The organism is Adlercreutzia sp. St.1H8 (assembly GCF_059728655.1).
This window is the reverse complement of sequence record NZ_AP039376.1, coordinates 548,465-566,265: the sequence shown is the minus strand read 5'-3', so window position 1 is coordinate 566,265 and position 17,801 is coordinate 548,465. Positions and strand designations below refer to the sequence as shown.

The window sequence follows — 17,801 nt, the reverse complement described above, 5'->3', positions numbered from 1 at the left end:
CTCCTTTCATAGTGAAGAAGCGCCGCCCGCATCGGACTCTGCCAGCGCCGGTCATTCTAGCAGCAGAAGGGCCCGCAGCCTCATGCTGCGGGCCCTTCTCCACTCAAAGCAGCAAGCCTAGAACAGCCCCGAGATGACGCCGTTCTCGTCGACGTCGATCTTGAAGGCGGCAGGCGTCTTGCCCAGGCCGGGCATCGTCATGATGGAGCCCGTCAGCGCCACGATGAAGCCGGCGCCGGCCGACACCTTCACCTGGCGCACGGTGATGGTGAAGCCGCGCGGCGCGCCGAGCTTGGCGGCGTCGTCGCTGAAGGAGTACTGCGTCTTGGCCATGCACACGGGCATGCCGCCGAAGCCGAGCGCCTCGAGCTGCGCGATCTCCTTCTTGGCGGCCGGCTCGAACACCACGCCGTCGGCGCGATAGATGCGCTGGGCGATGGCCTCGATCTTCTCGGCGATGGACAGCCCATCGTCGTAGGAGAACGCGAACGTCTCGGCGCTGCGGCCCTCGGCGTCGCCCTCCGCACACAGGCGCACCACCTCGTCGGCAAGGGCCAGGCCGCCCGCGCCGCCCTTCGCCCACACCTCGGAGAGCGCCACGTTCACGCCCAGCTCACGGCACTTCTCCTCGACGAGCGCCAGCTCGGCGGGAGTGTCGGTCGGGAAGGCGTTGATGGCCACCACGCAGGGCAGGTGGTACACGTTGGTGATGTTCTCCACATGCTGCAGCAGGTTGGGCAGGCCTGCCTCGAGCGCCTCGAGGTTCTCCTCGTTGAGGTCGGCCTTGGCCACGCCGCCGTGGTTCTTGAGCGCGCGCACGGTGGCCACGACCACCACCGCGTCGGGCTTGAGGCCCGCCAGGCGGCACTTGATGTCGAGGAACTTCTCCGCGCCCAGGTCGGCGCCGAAGCCGGCCTCGGTCACGCAGTAGTCGCCGAGCGCCATGGCCATGCGGGTGGCCATGATGGAGTTGCAGCCGTGGGCGATGTTGGCGAAAGGACCGCCGTGCACGAAGGCCGGGGTGCCCTCGAGCGTCTGGACGAGGTTGGGCTTGAGCGCGTCCTTGAGCAGTGCGGTCATCGCGCCCTCGGCATGCAGGTCATGGGCGGTGACGGGCCTGTCATCGTAGGTGTAGCCCACCACGATGCGGCCGAGGCGCTCCTTGAGGTCGGTGATGGAGGTGGCCAGGCAGAACACAGCCATGACCTCGGAGGCCACGGTGATGTCGAAGCCGTCCTCGCGCGGAACGCCGTGGGCCTTGCCGCCCAGGCCGTCCACGATGTGGCGCAGCTGGCGGTCGTTCATGTCCACCACGCGCTTCCAGGTGATCTTGCGCACGTCGATGCCCAGCTCGTTGCCGTTCTGGATGTGCGCGTCGAGCAGGGCCGCGAGCAGGTTGTTGGCCGCGCCGATGGCATGGAAGTCGCCGGTGAAGTGCAGGTTGATGTCCTCCATGGGCACCACCTGGGCGTATCCGCCGCCAGCGGCACCGCCCTTGATGCCGAAGACGGGGCCGAGCGAGGGCTCGCGCAGCGCCACCATGACGTTCTTGCCGCGCTGGGCGAGCGCGTCGGCCAGGCCCACCGTGGTGGTGGTCTTGCCCTCGCCGGCGGGCGTGGGGTTGATGGCCGTGACGAGAATCAGCTTGCCCGGCTCGTGATCCTCCTGGCGCAGCAGGTTGTAGTCCACCTTCGCCTTGTAGTTGCCGTAGAGCTCGAGGTACTTCTCGTCGATGCCCGCCTTCTCGGCGATGGCGCCGATGCGCTCCGGCGTGGCGGCCTGGGCGATCTCGATGTCGGTCAGCACTGCGTCCCCGCTTTCTCTTCGCTTGAGGCCCGCGCTCGGCCGCCCCGCACCCGCGGGGCGCGCAGCCAGGGCCTCCCCCGTACCGAATAAGGGCATTCTACCTGCGGACGGCGCGTCGGGGCGGCGCGACGCCCGCGGCGGCGAAACTTCCACGACTGACGGCCGGAACACGTGCGACACAGGCGGGAGCCGTCCCATGCCCGAGCCGCCCGGTGCCACTTTTTGCCCGACAAATGGCACTAATGGGCAGTTTGGTACGGTCTGACCGCCTCATGCGCAGCGGGCGAACAATCGCGACCTGGGAAAACGCCTTGGCGCGTCATCTCTCGAAGGCGAAAGAGAGCAGAACGGAGGGATCCAACCGTACCGAACTGCCCATCAGTGCCACCAAACTCCAAAAAAGTGGCAGCCGCCCGCACCTGTGCCGCCTACCGCTCCGCGGCGTCGGCGATGAGGCGCAGGCCCTCCAAGGTGAGCTCGCCGTCCACGTGGGTGATGGTCTGGGAGTGCGGCGCGATGAGCGGCGCCAGGCCACCGGTGGCCACGACGGTTCCCTCGTAGCCCAGCTGGCCGAAGATGCGCCGCACGAGGCCGTCCACGCGGTCGACCTCGCCCAGCACGATGCCGGACTGCATGGCCGTCACCGTGCTCACGCCGATGGGATCCCCCGGCGCCGTCAGGTTGATGGCCGGCAGCTGCGCGCCGCGGGAGAAGAGCGTCTGGGCGCTCGTCTGCAGGCCGGGCGCGATGATGCCGCCCACGAAGAAGCCCTCGGCGTCGATGACCTCGATGTTGGTGGCGGTGCCGAAGTCCACCACCACCACCGGCTCGCCATAGCGCGACCGTGCGCCCACGGCGTCAGCCACGCGGTCGGCGCCGATCTCGAGCGGGTTGGGGTAGCTGGCCTTGAACAGCGAGCCCGCCGTCTGGGCCGAGCACACAAGCGCCTCGACCCCCGCGCCGTCGCGGATGGCGCGGCACCAGGCGCCGGTCAGCTGCGGCACCACCGACGCCAGCGCGGCGCGGTCGACGTCCGAAAGCGCCAGCCCGGCGGACTCGAACAGCGGCAGCAGCATGACGCGCACCTCATCGGCAGTGGTGGCCGGATTGGTGGCCAGACGCCACATACAGGCCAGGTCAGAGCCCTGGTAGACCCCCACTACCGTCTGCGTGTTTCCAATGTCAGCAGCAAGTAACATAATTGTGACAAGCCCCATCACTTTTGCGGGTAAACGTTTATAGTGAGCGTAGCGCATTATAGCAATCCAGCAACGATCAGCCCTCCGGGTCTAATCGTCGGGATGACGAGAGAAAGGCACAGAAATGACTGAGGCACCAAGCCGCATCCTTGTCGTTGACGACGAGCCATCAATCACCGAATTCGTCAGCTACGCCCTCAAGAAGGAGGGCTACGCGGCTGACGTGGTGGACAACGGCGAAGAGGCGCTCGCTCTCGCCGGCAAGAACAGCTACGACCTGTTCATCCTCGACATCATGCTGCCGGGCATGGACGGCTACGAGCTCTGCCGCCGCCTGCGCTCCAAGACCACCGTCCCCGTGCTGTTCCTCTCGGCGCGCGACACCGAGCTGGACAAGGTGGTGGGCCTGGAGATCGGCGGCGACGACTACCTGGCCAAGCCCTTCGGCGTCCGCGAGCTCATCGCCCGCGTGCGCGCCCTGCTGCGCCGCGGCTCCGGCGGCGACTACCCCGGCGCCTCCAACGCCGTCACCGCCAGCGGCATCACGCTGGACGAGGACGCCCACACCGCGTCGGGCGACAAGGGCGAGATCGACCTGACCCCCCGCGAGTTCGAGCTGCTGGCCAGCCTCATGAAGAGCGCCGGCAAGGTGGTCTCGCGCGAGGACCTGCTGCGCGACGCCTGGGGCTGGGAGTACCTCACCGAGACGAAGACGGTGGACACCCACATCAAGCGCCTTCGCGACAAGATCCAGTCCGCCGGCTACGACCCGGCCCTCGTCGAGACCGTCCGCGGCTACGGCTATCGCTTCAAGGCGTAGCAGCCGCCCCAAACACCGCCGAAGGGGGCGCCCGAGAGGGCGCCCCCTTTTCATGCCGCCATCAGCGAGACGTTGCGTATCCGGCGGCATTTCTGCCGGCTATCCTCCCGGAGCAGTAGGCGTAGGTGGTGGTGATGCAGCGGGTGGAGTAGTAGGGGTAGGTGTAGAAGCCCGATCCCTCCTGGCCGGCTACGTAGAGGCCGAGAATGGGCGCGCCGTCGCGGCCGAGGGCCTCGAGGCGCTCGTTCACCCTCACGCCGCCGAGCGTTCCCATGATGGGGATGACCGAGCGTATCGCGTAGAGCGGCATCGCGTGCTCGTTCATGAGCGGGGAGATCTTGCCGAAGTCCTCGTCCGCGCCGCGATGGCAGAGCTCGTTGTAGCGCGCGAGCGTCGCCACGAAAACGGCCGGATCGGGGAATCCGACCAGCGCGGCCAGCTCTTCGGCGCTCTCGCCACGCCAGGCCTGGCCCTTCGCCACCGCCTCATCCAGGCTCTCCTGGAGGTTGGGGATGGGCACGAGCGCGCGCGACGCCACCGACTTGCTCAGGTAGTCGCCCAGGCGTCCGTCGAAGTAGCCGCCCACGCCGCGCTCGCGGATGGCATCCACCTGATCCTGGCTGATGAGGTAGTAGTACGCGCCGCCCTGCACGCGCAGCGAGGCGCAGCCCGAGCCCATGGCATCCTCGACGTTCAGGCACTCGTTCATGAAGCGCCTACCCTCCCGATTGACGGTGAGGAAGCCGGCGTAGGAGAGGTACTTGATGAGGTTGTCCGTGAAGTTGCACACCGGATTGGCCAGGTACTCCTGCATGTGCGGCATGATCTCGGGCCCCAGCTGAGCGCCGGCGCGCTCGCACATGAGGACGCCCTCGCCCGAGCACTGGGTGGTGAGGCCGCGGTCGTAGAAGCTGTCGCTGTGGCACAGGCGGCGCAGCAGCGCGGGGCTGCCGCTGAAGCCGCCGGCCGCCACCACGACGGCCCCGCAGGCGACGTGCACCCGCGTGCCGTCCTGACGCTGCGCCTCGACGCCGATCACCGCGCCGCGCTCGTCCTGGCGCAGCTCGAGCGCGCGCGTCTCGGTCATGACGAGGGCGCCTCCCGGCAGCAGGTAGTCGTCGTAGAGACGCTGGAACTTCTCCTGCCCGCGGCCGAAGTCGCACATGAACGCCTCGTCCTCGCGCGCGTCGGGGCGTGGCGGGTCGGCGTGGAACCCGTGAGCGACCAGCCAGTCGACCATCGGACCGGAGTCCTCGGCGATGGCACGCACGAGCAGGTTGTTGGCCCGCCCGCCCGTCTCGCGGTAGAGCTGGCGGTACAGGTCGTCGGCGGTCAGCGTGGCGCCCGCCTCGCGCTCGACGGCGGCTCCGGCGGCCGATACGCCGGAGGGACAGAAGCCGCGCCCGCCAATGCGGCCGGCCTTCTCCACGATGAGGACATCGGCACCCTGCTCAAGGGCCATGAGCGCCGCCACCGTGCCCGCATGCCCGCCGCCCACCACGCACACATCGCAGCTCGTCCACTCCTCGGCAACGCTGCGCGGGCGCGTGGAGAGGAAGCCGCGCATATCGGCGCCCGCCTCCTCCAGGCATGCGGCCGTCGCCTTGAGAACGGCCGCCGACGTGCACGTGGCGCCCGTCACCGCGTCCACGAGGATGCTCTGCTGCTCGACGATGGCGGGCACCACGCGATCGGCCACCGGCTGGACGAAGTGATCGTTGTCGGTGCACGCGAGGATGCGGACGTCCTCGATGGCGCCCTCCCCCACTGTCACCCGCACCGTGACCGGCACGGGGTCGGCCGCGGCGCCGAAGCGCGCGCCGTCGACGGTACCGGGCGCCCACCTCCCCACAGCGCTCGCCACGTACATGCCCGGCGCCATCGCCTGCGGCACGACGCCCGAGCGACCGGCGCGCAGGCACGTCGCATCGCCACCGGCCGCCGCGAGCGCGGCCTCCACGGCCTCGACGATGCCCCGGCTCGTGAAGGTGGCGCCGGACACCGCGTCCACCGCGACCTCCTGAGCGTCCACCATCTTCAGGGGCAGGTAGCGCAGCGCCACCGACGCGCAGCGCTCGCTCTCCTGGTGCGCGACCACGCGAATGTCCTCGAGCGTGTCCCGCCCCACATCGACCTCCACCTCGATGGGCCCGTACTTGCCCTGCCCCGCGCCCCGGTAGGTGCCCGGCGCAAATCCCCTCGATTCTCCTGCGACCATCGCCTTCCCCCTTTCCTCGCGTTTTTTGTCGCCCAAAGTGGCCAAAAACGACGACCTGACGACAGAAAGCAGCGCTCATACGGCCCACACGCACCCTCTCGCCGTTTCCGATGTAACGAACCATGCGTTTTTCGCACCGAAGACCGCCTCATCCCCTGGAGACAGGACGGGCTTGTCGTCAGGTCGTCGTTTTTGGCCACTTTGCCGCGAAAACCTGCACGGCAAAGCGCCTCATGCAGCGGCGTGCTCTCGCGCGCCATGCGCGCCATGCGCGGGATGCCCCCCGCGCGTCCGGCGGTCGCCGCGCGCTCTCGGCAGTAGCGCGCCATGCGCAGGATGCCGCCGCGCACGGCGATCTCCGCGCCCCCACCCGCCCGACGGCCTCCGCGCGTCCGCCGCCGCATCCGGGCCCCTACTCATTGCCGAAGAGGGGCGACTTCACGCGGCGCTTCAGGGGGCCCAGCGCCAGAAACAGCACCAAGGCCAGCAGGATGGTCAACGCGTTGAAGACGAACATAGCCGCCGGGCCCCAGGCCTGCAGTACCGCGCCGCCAGCCACCGGGCCCAGGCCCATGCCCAGGTCAGGGCCGATGAAGTACGTGTTGGCCGAGCGGCCCAGCTGGTAGGCAGGCACGCCGCGCACCGACTCGGCCTGGATGGCCGCATAGGCTGACCCCTGGCCGAGCCCCATGCACACGCCACCGAGGGCGACCCCCGCCACCGACGGGACAAACGCGAGCGCGAGCATGCCAAGCGCCGCCACCAACATCATGGGCGGCGCCACGCGGCGCATGCCCCAGGCGTCGCTCGCCCGGCCCGCCAGGGGACGGGCGCCCAGGTTGGCGATGGAGTAGAACACGAAATAGAGCGACACGGCCTCGATGCCGCGCATCTCGCCGGCAAGCAGGATGAACGACGACGTGACGCCCTGCGACACCATGAGCGTGCCGCCCACGACGGCAAGGGGGATGACCGGCAGGTAGAACAGCGCCCGCAGCGAGGGCCCGCGGCGGCGGGCGCCAGACGGGCATCCGCCACCGCGCAGGTTCCGCGACTGGGCATCGGACGGCCGTCCGCGTCCGTGCCGGTTCCGCGACCCGATGCCGGACGCCCCCTCGAGGGCGGCCTCCTCCCGCTCCGCCACGGAGCCGGCCGCCACTGCCGGCGCGCTCGCGATGCGGGCCGCATCAGCGCGGGCCGCCACCGAGGCGCCCGCAGCCCCCGCCGCGCCAGCGCCAACCGTGCCTGCGGCCCGCGCCGGCGGGAGACCGCAGCGGCGGGCGTCAGACGACCTCGCGCCAACCGCGTCCTCGACAGCCGCATCAGCGTCAACCGCCTCCGCAGCCCCCGCCGCGTCAGCGCGGGCTGCGGCCCCCGCCGCCTCCGGGGGCGCCTTGAACAGCGCGGCGAGCACGAGCGCGCCGAGCAGGATGGCCCCCGACAGCGCGAAGGTGACCGGGTACCCCAGTACGACGCCCACCTCCAGCCCGATGGCCGGCCCGAGCGCGATGGCCACCGTGTAGGCCAACCCCATCCAGCCTACGCCGGTGCCTGTGTAGCGTGCAGGCACCACCAACGGCACAAGCGAGATGACGATGGCCGACTTGAACGCGAAGGCGAACCCCTGAAGCGCCAGGCACGCGCCCATAAGCGGCACCGAGCGCACGAGCGCGCACCCGAAGGCGCCCGCCGCGAACAGCCCGCAGGACACCGTGAGCAGCGTCTTCTTGCTGAGCTTGTCGGAGATGGCCCCGCTCACCGGTCGGATGGCCAGCGCCGCCGTGGCCAGCATCCCCGCCAAGAACCCGGCCACCGGCACCGAGGCCCCCAGGTCGACGGCATAGTTCGCTATGATCGAGCGCGTCAGGAAGCCGCCCATCTGCAGCAGCGCCTCGATGAGCAGCAGCTGCACGAACCGGCGGTTCCACAGTCTCTTGGGCTCCATCGGCCCCTCCTCTCCCCTCTCGATCCGGCCGCCGCGCCACCCGTCAGCGGCCCCAGGCCCCGTCCGCGCACCACAACGCGCCCCCGCGCCGCAAGCAAGAGAGCCCCCGGGTCCCGGGGGCTCTCTCGGAGCAGCTTCCGCAGCCTCCCCGCCTAGGGCAGGAAGATGGAGCACTGGGCGCCGCGCTCGGCCATCTTCGCGGCCAGCTCGTCGAGCGGCCCGTACTCAATGGCCTGCGCCAGGCAGTGCAGCACGCACGACGGCTGTCCGCCGGCCTCCACGCGGTCCGCGCACAGGTTGCAGTAGGTGGTGGGAACCGGCACGTACTTGCCCTCCCACTTGCCGTCGAGCTTGCGCCACGGCCCCAGCTCCAAGAGCTTGATGCCCCACTGTCCCAGCGGCAGGTCCAGCTCGTTGCGGCAGGCGAGCTCGCAAGAGTGGCAGCCAGTGCAGTACTCGTTGTCAAACATCAGTCCATAAGCGGTCATCGTGGTACCCCCTTTCTCCTTGTCAGGCTAGTCCTCGGAACGGTAGATCTTGCAGGGCAGGGCGCCGTAGTGCGAGCCGAGGCCCAGCTTGCCGATCTCCTTCCAGGGCATGAGCGAGTTGATGGACGACTTGCGGACGCTGAACAGCTCGGTGTCCTTGTCCTCCGGATACCACCAGCCGTGGTCGCAGCCGATGACGTTCTCCTTCACGATGGGCGTGATGTCGGCGATCATCTTGCACTTGCCCCACGGGTTCTCGATGGTCACCCAGTCGCCCTGGCCGATGCCGTGCTTGGCAGCGGTATCGGGATGGATCTCCACCGTGGCCGCCGTGCGGATCTCGCGCAGCGAGTCGATCATGCGGTGCTCGGTGTGGAACGAGGTGGGACGGCGGGCGCCGGTCACGAAGTCCAGCGGGTACTCCTCGGCCCACTCGGGACGGGAACGCTTGGAGAAGCGGGGCTCCTCGTAGTAGGGCAGCGGATCCTCGCCCAGGTGGTTCTTGACGGTGCTCCACAGCTCCACGCGGCCGGTGGTCGACTTGAAGCCGGGCTGGCCGTCCAGGCGCAGCAGGCCCTTCTCGTACTGGTAGTACGGGATCTCGTAGCGGCCGTACACCCACTCGCGCAGCTTGTCGTAGGTCATCGGCTCGCCGGTCTCGGGGTCGGCGGTATAGGGGATGTTCTGGATCTTGTTGTCCAGGTAGCCGTGCTCGTCGGCCCACTTCTCCACGTCCTCGGTGCGATCCGGGTTGATGCGGTGGTCGAGGTCGAGCATGATCTGCAGGTCGGACTTGCACTCGCCCAGGGGCTCGATGCACTTGGTGAGCGCGTGGAACTGGCCGGGCTGGTTGCAGCCGTGGAAGGTGACGATGCCCTCATGCTCCAGGGCGGTGGAGACCGGCAGCACCACGTCGGCGAGCGCCTGGATGGTGGGGTTCATGAAGATGTCGGTGGCCACCACGAACTCCTTGTGGCGGCACGCCTCCATCCACTGCATCGGCTGCTGGGTGATGCAGGAGGAGATGAAGTTCGAGCTCTGGATGAAGAGGAACTCGATGGGGTACGGGATGTTGGTGCGCAGCGTGTCGAGCGTGCAGTCGGGCTGCGTGGTGTTGATGATGAAGTCCATGGCCGGGTACTGGTCGTGGCCGGCGATGGGGATGGGGTTGGTATCCTCTTCCTCCACCAGCATGCCCACGCCCTTGCGGCCCGTGGAGCCGCCGTTCTTCATGGTCTGGCCCAGCTTGATGCCGCCGGGGTTGTCCAGGTTGCCGCAGATGGCGAAGATGCCCCAGATGGCGTGGCAGATCTGCAGGGTGTTGGGATTCTGGTCGGTCTTGAGGCCCACCGAGGCGGTGCAGGGCTTCTGGGCCAGGGCGCGGGCCGCGGCGTAGATGTCCTCGACCGGCACCTCGCAGATGTCGGCGGCCATCTCCGGCGTCATGGTGCGGCAGCGCTCGGCGTACTCGTCGAAGCCGTAGGTCCACTTCTCCACGAACTCGTGGTCGTAGAGGTCCTCGTTGATGATGACCGTGTTGAGGGCCATCGCCAGGGCGGCGTCGGTGCCGGGGCGGATCTGGAAGTGGATGTAGGCATGGCGGGCCAGCCAGTTGGCGCGCGGGTCGACCACGATGATCTTCATGCCGCGCTTCATCATGTCGACGGTGCTGTGGCCGAACAGGCCGTCGGGGTTGGACCACAGCGGGTCGCGGCCCCAGATGAGCATATACTTGGGCAGCACGTAGCGCGGATCGTCGTAGCGGTCCTTGAAGCCGAAGGCGCCATCGTACTCGACGTAGGCGCAGCCGAGCAGCCAGTCCATCGCGGTCTGGCGCGGGATGACGCAGGACCAGCCGCCGTTGGCGTGGATGGCCGTGCGGCTATGGAACACCTGGTTGCAGGTCTGGAACTGGTAGGCGGACGCCTCGCGGCCGGTGCCGGTCCACACGGACACGGTGTCTAGGCCGTACTTCTTGGTGAGCTCGAAGTACTTCTCGACGATGATGTCGTAGGCCTCGTCCCAGCTGATACGCTCCCACTTGTCGGGCTGGCCACGGAACTTGCGGTCGCGCTTCATGGGGTAGAGCAGGCGGTCCTCATGGTAGATGTACTCGGGAAGCGTCAGGCAGCGGACGCACAGGCGGCCGTTGGTGATGGGCTGGTCGGGATCGCCCTCGACCTTGACCAGCTTGCCGTCCTTGACGAACACGCGCAGGCCGCAGCCGACGCCGTGGCACCCCGGGGGCGACCACTGGGCGGTGCGATAGACCTTGGTGCCGTCTTCAAGCTCTTCGACGCGAGGTGTTTCGGTTACTCGGGTCAATTCACTCATGTTGCGACTCCTCTCCTCTTTCTCTCATCTCCCTTGCAGTTGCGCGGGTCGAGGCCCAAGGCCGTCGGGGCGGCCGCCGGATCGGCCCGCTCCCCCATTCTTCCCAGCGGGCATCCCGTTGCCATCTGCTGCCGGGTATGAAACCGCCCCGCAGGCCCCACCTACGACTGAGGGTATTAGGCGCCTGGTCAGAGGGGGCTGAGGCCGCCCGAACCCGAAATGTCGCGCCCGCCCCCCCTGCCGCAGGCCGAGCTGCGATGCGGGACGGGCGCGCAGCCCGCGGGGACGCGCGGGCCCTAGCGCGCCGGAGCGCCGGAGGCCCCCGGGCCGGCGAAGGCGATGTTGCGGCTGCCGCAGGCGGCGCACTCGGTCAGCTTCTCGCCGGGCTGGACCTCGCGGCCGCAGTCGAGGCAGCGAGGCCCAGCGGCGGTGACGGCCAGGGCGCTCTCGGCGCACTTGCCGCAGCTGTTGCAGACGTAGCAGCGTTCCATGGGGTTGACCTCCTCAAGCGCGGGGAACGGGGCGAAGCCGTGCCGGCGCCCCCGCGAAAGCGCGCCGGCACGGCAGGGCGGGACGGGACTCAGGCGGCGCCCGGCCCAGCGGGACGTCCGGGGGCCGTCCCCGGCGCGGCGACGGCCGGGGCCGCGGGGCGCGTCCAGCCGCAGGACGGGCACGCGCGGGCGCCGACGGCCAGCGGCTCGCCGCAGCGCGGGCAGCGGATGGCGGCAGCCGGGTCTCCCTCGCAGCTGCCGCAGTTGCGGCAGGGGTAGCACATGGCCTTAAGCCCCCTTCACCACGGCGGTCTCCACCAGCCAGCTCAGGGCCGCCGCGCGCTTGGCCATGCTCTCGGCCAGGCGCGCCCGGCCGGTGCGGCGCAGCTCGTCGGCGGTGGGGCTGCCGCCGAAGAAGCGGGCAGCCGCGGCCTCCACGTCCTCGTCGGAAAGCGTCATGCCGCGTCCGTCGAAGAGCGCCTCCAAGGCGAAGCCCTGGCGCAGGTTCTCGCCGGACTGGATGAGCATCTTCACGCTCAGCTCCTGCTCGTTGGTCTGCTCCTCCTCGTAGTAGTCGTCGAGCGTCTTGCCCTGCTGGGCCAGATCGCGCTCGAACTTGCCGAAGAGGCTCTTGTAGGAGGCCTGGTAGAACTCGTCGGGAATATCCCCCACCAGGCGTTTCTCCAGCTCAAGGTTGGCCAGGTGCGCCACGGTGTCGCGGTTGAACAGCTTCGCGTCGTAGGCCACGTCCTTGCGGGTCTCGGCGAAGAACTCCTCCACGGAGGAGAGCGTCGGGTAGTGGGCGCGCACCCACGCGTCGGTGAGCTCCACCTCCACCTTGCGCAGCTGCCCCACCACCGTCACCGTGGAGATGTAGCGGTCGACGTCGTCAGGCGAGATGGCTCGCGGGCGCTCCACCGCGTACTCCACCACCTTCGTCTCGCCCACCTCCATGCCCAGCACGGCCGCGAGGAAGGGGGCGGGCATGGCCTCGCCGTCCATCGCCAGCACCTTCTGCTTGCCGGACAGGTGCGGCACCATCGTATCGCCCTGCTGGGTGTCCACGTCGATGGCCACCAGGTCGCCGGCGGCCACCGGACGCGGCTCGGCGTCCTCGTAGGTGGCGTAGCGGTCGAGCACCTCCGCCACCCGCGCCGCCACCATGCGGTCGGTGACGGTCACCTCGTCCATGGTCACCTCCACCGGCTCGTAGGAGGTGAGGGCGAGGCGCGGCTGCTCCACCACCGACAGCTCCACGGAAAACTCCTCGCCGTCGACCGGGTAGGCCAGCACGTGGATCTTGGGCGTGAGCGCCGGGGTGAGCCCCAGCGCGCCCAGGGCCTCCGACGCCATGCGGTTCACCACGAAGTCCCGCCGCAGCTCGCAAAACGCCTCGGCGCCCATGCCCGCCTGGGCCGCCGCCTCGACGTCATCCCACGGCCGGTCGGGCGCAAGCCCCTTGGCCGCGGCCACGGTCTCGTAGAACTCGGCGAGCAGTCCGTGCACCGCAGCCGCCGAGGCCGTCGCCTCCACGGCCACCGCGCCCTTCGCGTCCGGCTCGGCCTTCTCCAAGCGGGTAAGCTCCATGATTCGATGCTCCTCCTTCTCTGCGCCGTCCCTAGGAGACGGCCTCCATGAGGACCGACACGTCCTCAACCTCTTCCAGATGCTCGACCAGCGCGGCGATGGCCTCCACCTCCTCCGCCGACAGCGCGCGCTTGGCGTAGGACGCGCAGTCGCGGAACTTGCCCACCAGGTCGGGCCACGCCATGCGGTTTCTTGGGTGCCCGTAGACGATGTCCACGCGCTCGTCGTAGACGGTGCCGTCGGCCAGCTCCACGCGCACGCGGCCCGGCAGCATCGTCTTGGAGAAGTCGCTCTCCAGGGCGGCGTCGTAGGCGGCGTCGGTCTTGGCGCACAACTCGCGCAGCAGCGGATCGGCCAGCGCCGCGACGCTGAAGTCGCCGATCTCCAGCTTGCGGTAGGCGAGCGCCTGGGCCACCGTGAACGGCAGGCTCAGCTTGGCCTCGGGAATGGTCTGCGGCGCGCGGCGCATCTCGAGGGGCTCCACGCAGCGCTTGGCGTCGTCGGCCGCGTAGAACACGGTGATGCGGGCCACGTCGGCGGGGTCGAGGTCGTTGTCGCGCGCGATGCGCAGGGCCGCGTCCACGCAGGAGTTGGTGAACCGGCAGCAGGGCCACGGCTTGATGGACACCTCGGTGCCCTCGAAACGCTGCCCGAAGTCGTCGAAGGCACCTTCGTCGCGCACACCGCCGTAGTACAGGTTGAAGAAGCCAGCCGTGCCGTCGAAGGCCTCCTTGAGGCCGGGCACGCCGCGCCGGGCCATGAGCGCGGCCAGCACGCCGGTCATGTTGGGGAACATGGCGTAGAGCCCGCGCAGGGCGCCCGGCTCGATGACCAGCTCCTTCGTCCCGCCGGCGCGGTTGTAGGCCAGCCCCAGGGCGTTCTCGGTGGCGTCCACGTCCAGGCCCAGCAGCTTCGAGGCGGCCACCGTGGCCGAGAAGGTGCCCAGCAGCACGGGCAGCATCCACAAGAGCCCCTGGTTGGCCGCGGGGTTGGTCACCGCGTAGCCCAGCCGGCAGATGACGTCGTCGCCCAAGACGACGGCGGTAATGAGGTCGCGGCCCGACGCCTTGGCGTACTCGCCGACCACGAGCGCAGCCGGCACCACCGACGCGCTCGGATGCACGAAGGCGTCATCATGGGCGTCGTCGTAGTCGATGCTGTGGGCCAGCGCGCCGTTGCCGAGCGCCGCGAGCACGGGGTTGGTCTTGGCGCCCTGGGCCATCAGCGTGCACTCCTCGGCACCGCCGAGGGCTCCCACCAGGCCCATCACCCCCTCGACCCCCTCGCCGGCGCCGCTGCCGGCCAGCATCACCCCCAGCGTGTCGAGGATGGCCATCTTGGCCGCCAGCACGTCCTCGGCGGAAAGGTCGTCATAGGTCGTCTTCGCCGTCACCTCGGCGATGCGCGTCGTCAGTTCCATGGATCTCCCTCCCTTGGCCGGGGGCCCGGGCTTCCGGCTCGCGCCCCCGGCTCTCATGCCGGGCCCTCGCCGGCCCGGCGCCTCCGTCCTAGCGCTCGCAGATGGCCACCTCGTCGTCGCTCACCCACTCGAAGCGGGCGTTGAGCCCCGCCTCCTCGGTGATGCGCTCCATATAGGCCACCACCGCATCGCCCTCGCCGCCGCGGCGCACGGGCATCGGATCGCCGTCGGCGTTGATCATGGCCGGGACGAAGCCGGTCTGCACGACCTGGCCGTCCTCCAGGTAGGCCTTGACGATCATCGTCTTGTTGCGGTCGACGCGCGACTTCGGCGTGGGCTTGTAGTGCGCGTCCAGGCTGTCGATGAGGCGCGTGTCGTGGAAGGCGTCGCCGAAGTCCAGGACGAAGTTGCCCAGCGAGTAGTAGATGGTCTTGCCGCGGTAGACCTCGATGCCCTTGAGGATGTGGGTGTGAGCCCCGATGATGAGGTCTGCGCCCGCGTCGATGGCGTCGTGCGCCATCTCCACGCAGTACATCGGGATCACCGCAGGCACCAGGTGCTGGCCCCAGTGGAAGGCCACGACCACCACATCCGCCCGCTCCTTGAGCGCGCGGATGTCGGCGCAGATCATCTCGCGGCTCTCCTTGGTGGGCAGCGACACGATGCGCGGCGGCGTGGCCGGCTGGAAGTCCACCTGCTCGTAGAGAGTGTGCACCTTGAGCGGGGCGATGCCGGGCTTGTCTACGTCGGCATCGTACTCGGGACGCGCCACGGAGCAGTAGTTGAGGAAGCCCACCTTCTGGCCCTTGCGTTCGAGGATGACCGGCTTGCGGGCCTCGGCCAGGTCGCGCCCGGTGCCGCAGTGGGCCACGCCCGCTGCGTCGAGCGTCTCGAGGGTGCCTATCATGCCCTCCTCGCCCCAGTCCATGGCGTGGTTGGTGGCACAGGACACCACGTCGACCTCAGCGTCGACGTAGGCCTCGACGAAGCGCGCGCCCTTCGACACCGACTGGCAGGGATGGGGCACGCCGTCATCGGCTAGCACCTGCTCCATGTTCACATAGGCGATGTCGGCCTCGCGGAACAGAGGCGCGACGTACTGAAACGCCGTCTTCGGGTCGGGTCGGTCGAGAATCACATCGCCCGCTCCGGCAAGCACTACACGATCCATAGCTGCCTTCCTTTCCTGCTCTTTCGGTCATCTAACAGGCACGGCCGACGAAACGCCGGCCGTGCTGCTCAGTCTTTAGTCCCTAGGCCACAGGCGGCTTCGGAGCGCCCGGCGCCGGGGGCTTGGGAGCACCCGGGGCTGCCGGCGCGCCCGGGGCGCCGGCCGGGGCGCCGGGCGCGCCGCCGGGGATCTTCGGGGCGCTGGGAAGCGTGGCCCCGCACTGGTCGCAGACGTCGTTGTTGAAGTCGTTCTTCGCGCCGCACTGCGGGCAGTTCTTCTCCATGCTGATCTCAGCGGGTCTAAAACACATTGCGATACCTCTTTTCTCGTAGGGACTCACACGCGCCTCCTGCGCGTTGCTCAGTGCATCGGGCGCGCGCGAGGCGCATCCCGTTGATGCTAACCGGGGAGGACGTCTCCCTGCTCGCGGCGCTTCTCCAGGTCCTCGGCGATCTGGGCCATCTTCTTGGAGTCAAGGCGATAGCCGAAGAAGAAGGCCACGAAGGCGATGACGAAGGCCACAGCCGGGATGATGCAGATGATGTTGATCATGCCCTGGGCCAGCTCAGGGGTGGCCTCCATACCGCGGGTGAAGCCGATGGCGGCCAGGCCGAAGCCGGTGAGCAGGCCGGCCACCGCGTTGGCGATCTTCGGGCACCACTGGAAGGTGGACATGATGAAGGCCTTGGCGGTCTTGCCGTCACGCCACTCGCCGTAGGCGATGGCGTTGGACTGCATGCCCATCATGGTGCCGTTCATGAAGTTCATGCCGAAGTAGCAGGCGCAGATGCACACGATGAAGGCCATCTGGCCGGTGGCGCCGATGAAGTAGCAGGCGATCATGGACACGGCGGAGATGCCGATGCCGGCCAGGTAGGTGGTGCGGATGCCCACCATGCGGGCGATGGGCTCGGACACGAAGGTGGCCACGAGGCCGGTGATGTTGCAGGCGGTGAGCATGACGGCGGCCATGGCCACGTCGCCGAAGGCGTAGGTGAACACGTACATGGCCATGGACTGGATGGTCATCTGGGCGATGAAGCGGATGATCTCGGCGAACAGGCCGATGAGCACCGGCAGGTTGGTCAGCCAGTACTTGAGCATCTCGCCAAGGTTGACCTTGTCGCCCTTGGGGATGGCGGGAACCTCGCGGCCCTCCTTCTTGGCGAGCGCGCGATCCTCGCAGATCTTCTGGGTCGGGTCCATGCCGTCGATCTTCTTGAACATGACGATGAACATCACGATCATGATGATGCCGAACACGAGCGCCAGCACGGTGAAGCCGGCCGGGCCCGCGTTCTGGGCGTTCTCACCGGCGGGCACGCGGTAGACCAGGCCGTTGATGGCCAGGATGGCGGGCAGCGAGATGGCGGCGAAGAGCACCTTCACCAGCATGTTGCCCTGGGCCTTGCGCTGCGAGAGCAGGGTGCGGTCGGCCTCGGTGTGGCTGATGACCGGCACGATGGAGGTGGCCGCGATCATGAAGAAGCTCGCGAAGAAGCCGCCGACGATCTGGAAGAAGATCATCCAGGCGGTCTTGGCGCCCATGTCCAGAAACGCGGGGTCCACGAACGTCATGAGCAGGCAGACGAACGTGGCGGGCGGCGCCACCAGGAGCCAGCTGCGGTACTGGCCGTGCTTGAGCCACACGCGCTCGATGATGATGGCGGCGATGATCACGAAGAACCACTCGCCCACGCCGGTCACTGCTTTGACCGTGCCCATGACGGTCGGCTCCAGACCGCAGATCTCGGTCAGGAAGTAGGCCCAGTAGTTGCTGTTCATCTGGTTGAACGCCGTCCAGGTGAGCATGCCCAGGCCGTAGATGAGGCCGAGCGCCTGGGTCACGTTGTTCTGAACGGCCGCTACGGCCTTGTCACCCAGAGAAGAAATCTTCTCACTCATTGTTTTCCCCTAACAGACGAATACGGGTGGGATGACCCCGGGCGCCTCATCCCCGAAGCGCCCGGGGCGTGACGCCTTCTACTCCTCGACGGTGAAGATGACCACACGCGGCTTGGTGGCCTTCCGGGCCAGCTCCTCCACCGGGCCGAACTCCATGCAGAGCGCCTGGCAGTGGTGCACGCAGGCCGGAACCTTGCCGGCGGCCAGGCGGTCGGCGCACAGGTCGCAACGCTGGGTGGGCAGGGGCACGAAGTCCCACTCCCACTTGTCGTCGTCGAGCTTCCACGGGCCGATCTGGGAGAGCTTGATACCCCATTCGCCCTCTTCGAGCCCCTTCTCCACCTTGCAGGCCATCTCGCAGGTATGGCAGCCGGTGCAGAACTCGTAATCAATCAAAAGACCCTGTTGTGCCATGAG

15 protein-coding genes are annotated in these 17,801 nt (G+C 68.6%); 1 reads left to right on the top strand and 14 read right to left on the bottom strand.

The window, feature by feature from the left end; translation table 11 throughout:
• Window positions 1-117 precede the first annotated feature (117 nt).
• The gene (locus AC6I0Y_RS01940; protein WP_160709348.1) at window positions 118-1,806 is read right to left on the bottom strand and encodes a formate--tetrahydrofolate ligase; all 1,689 of its coding nucleotides are present in this window, start codon (window positions 1,804-1,806) and stop codon (window positions 118-120) included.
• A gap of 428 nt (window positions 1,807-2,234) precedes the next feature.
• Window positions 2,235-3,005 carry a type III pantothenate kinase gene (locus AC6I0Y_RS01935; RefSeq protein ID WP_160709346.1) on the bottom strand — a complete coding sequence of 257 codons (771 nt, stop codon included), beginning with the start codon at window positions 3,003-3,005 and terminating at the stop codon, window positions 2,235-2,237.
• A gap of 124 nt (window positions 3,006-3,129) precedes the next feature.
• Here AC6I0Y_RS01935 and AC6I0Y_RS01930 point away from each other — a divergent pair, with 124 nt between their 5' ends.
• Window positions 3,130-3,825: a response regulator transcription factor gene (locus AC6I0Y_RS01930; RefSeq protein ID WP_160709344.1), complete on the top strand. Its 696-nt coding sequence runs from the start codon at window positions 3,130-3,132 to the stop codon at window positions 3,823-3,825.
• Window positions 3,826-3,886: 61 nt separating this feature from the next.
• On the opposite strand, the gene AC6I0Y_RS01925 is transcribed toward AC6I0Y_RS01930, so the two are convergent.
• From AC6I0Y_RS01925 to AC6I0Y_RS01870, 12 genes are all read right to left on the bottom strand, one after another.
• Window positions 3,887-6,043: an FAD-binding protein gene (locus AC6I0Y_RS01925; protein ID WP_497732693.1), complete on the bottom strand. Its 2,157-nt coding sequence runs from the start codon at window positions 6,041-6,043 to the stop codon at window positions 3,887-3,889.
• Between the two features lie 412 nt (window positions 6,044-6,455).
• Window positions 6,456-7,988, bottom strand: coding sequence for an MFS transporter (locus AC6I0Y_RS01920; RefSeq protein WP_497732691.1), 1,533 nt, complete (start codon window positions 7,986-7,988; stop codon window positions 6,456-6,458).
• Between the two features lie 152 nt (window positions 7,989-8,140).
• Window positions 8,141-8,476, bottom strand: coding sequence for an oxidoreductase (locus tag AC6I0Y_RS01915; protein WP_497732689.1), 336 nt, complete (start codon window positions 8,474-8,476; stop codon window positions 8,141-8,143).
• Window positions 8,477-8,503: 27 nt separating this feature from the next.
• Window positions 8,504-10,810 carry a molybdopterin-dependent oxidoreductase gene (locus AC6I0Y_RS01910; protein WP_497732687.1) on the bottom strand — a complete coding sequence of 769 codons (2,307 nt, stop codon included), beginning with the start codon at window positions 10,808-10,810 and terminating at the stop codon, window positions 8,504-8,506.
• Window positions 10,811-11,106: 296 nt separating this feature from the next.
• Window positions 11,107-11,301, bottom strand: coding sequence for a hypothetical protein (locus AC6I0Y_RS01905; RefSeq protein WP_497732685.1), 195 nt, complete (start codon window positions 11,299-11,301; stop codon window positions 11,107-11,109).
• An 89-nt stretch (window positions 11,302-11,390) separates the two neighbouring features.
• Window positions 11,391-11,585, bottom strand: a complete 195-nt coding sequence (locus tag AC6I0Y_RS01900; protein WP_497732683.1) for a zinc ribbon domain-containing protein — start codon at window positions 11,583-11,585, stop codon at window positions 11,391-11,393.
• A gap of 4 nt (window positions 11,586-11,589) precedes the next feature.
• Window positions 11,590-12,888 carry a trigger factor gene (locus AC6I0Y_RS01895; protein ID WP_497732681.1) on the bottom strand — a complete coding sequence of 433 codons (1,299 nt, stop codon included), beginning with the start codon at window positions 12,886-12,888 and terminating at the stop codon, window positions 11,590-11,592.
• 31 nt (window positions 12,889-12,919) lie between these two features.
• On the bottom strand, window positions 12,920-14,308 hold the full coding sequence (locus AC6I0Y_RS01890) for an MmgE/PrpD family protein (protein WP_497732679.1): 1,389 nt from the start codon (window positions 14,306-14,308) through the stop codon (window positions 12,920-12,922).
• Between the two features lie 88 nt (window positions 14,309-14,396).
• Window positions 14,397-15,479, bottom strand: a complete 1,083-nt coding sequence (locus tag AC6I0Y_RS01885) for a CapA family protein (RefSeq protein ID WP_497732678.1) — start codon at window positions 15,477-15,479, stop codon at window positions 14,397-14,399.
• Between the two features lie 82 nt (window positions 15,480-15,561).
• Window positions 15,562-15,789, bottom strand: coding sequence for a hypothetical protein (locus tag AC6I0Y_RS01880; protein ID WP_497732676.1), 228 nt, complete (start codon window positions 15,787-15,789; stop codon window positions 15,562-15,564).
• A gap of 89 nt (window positions 15,790-15,878) precedes the next feature.
• On the bottom strand, window positions 15,879-17,384 hold the full coding sequence (locus tag AC6I0Y_RS01875; RefSeq protein WP_497732675.1) for an MFS transporter: 1,506 nt from the start codon (window positions 17,382-17,384) through the stop codon (window positions 15,879-15,881).
• A gap of 78 nt (window positions 17,385-17,462) precedes the next feature.
• Entirely contained in the window at window positions 17,463-17,798 is a 336-nt protein-coding gene (locus AC6I0Y_RS01870; RefSeq protein WP_497732674.1) for a 4Fe-4S dicluster domain-containing protein, read from the bottom strand.
• Window positions 17,799-17,801 lie beyond the last annotated feature (3 nt).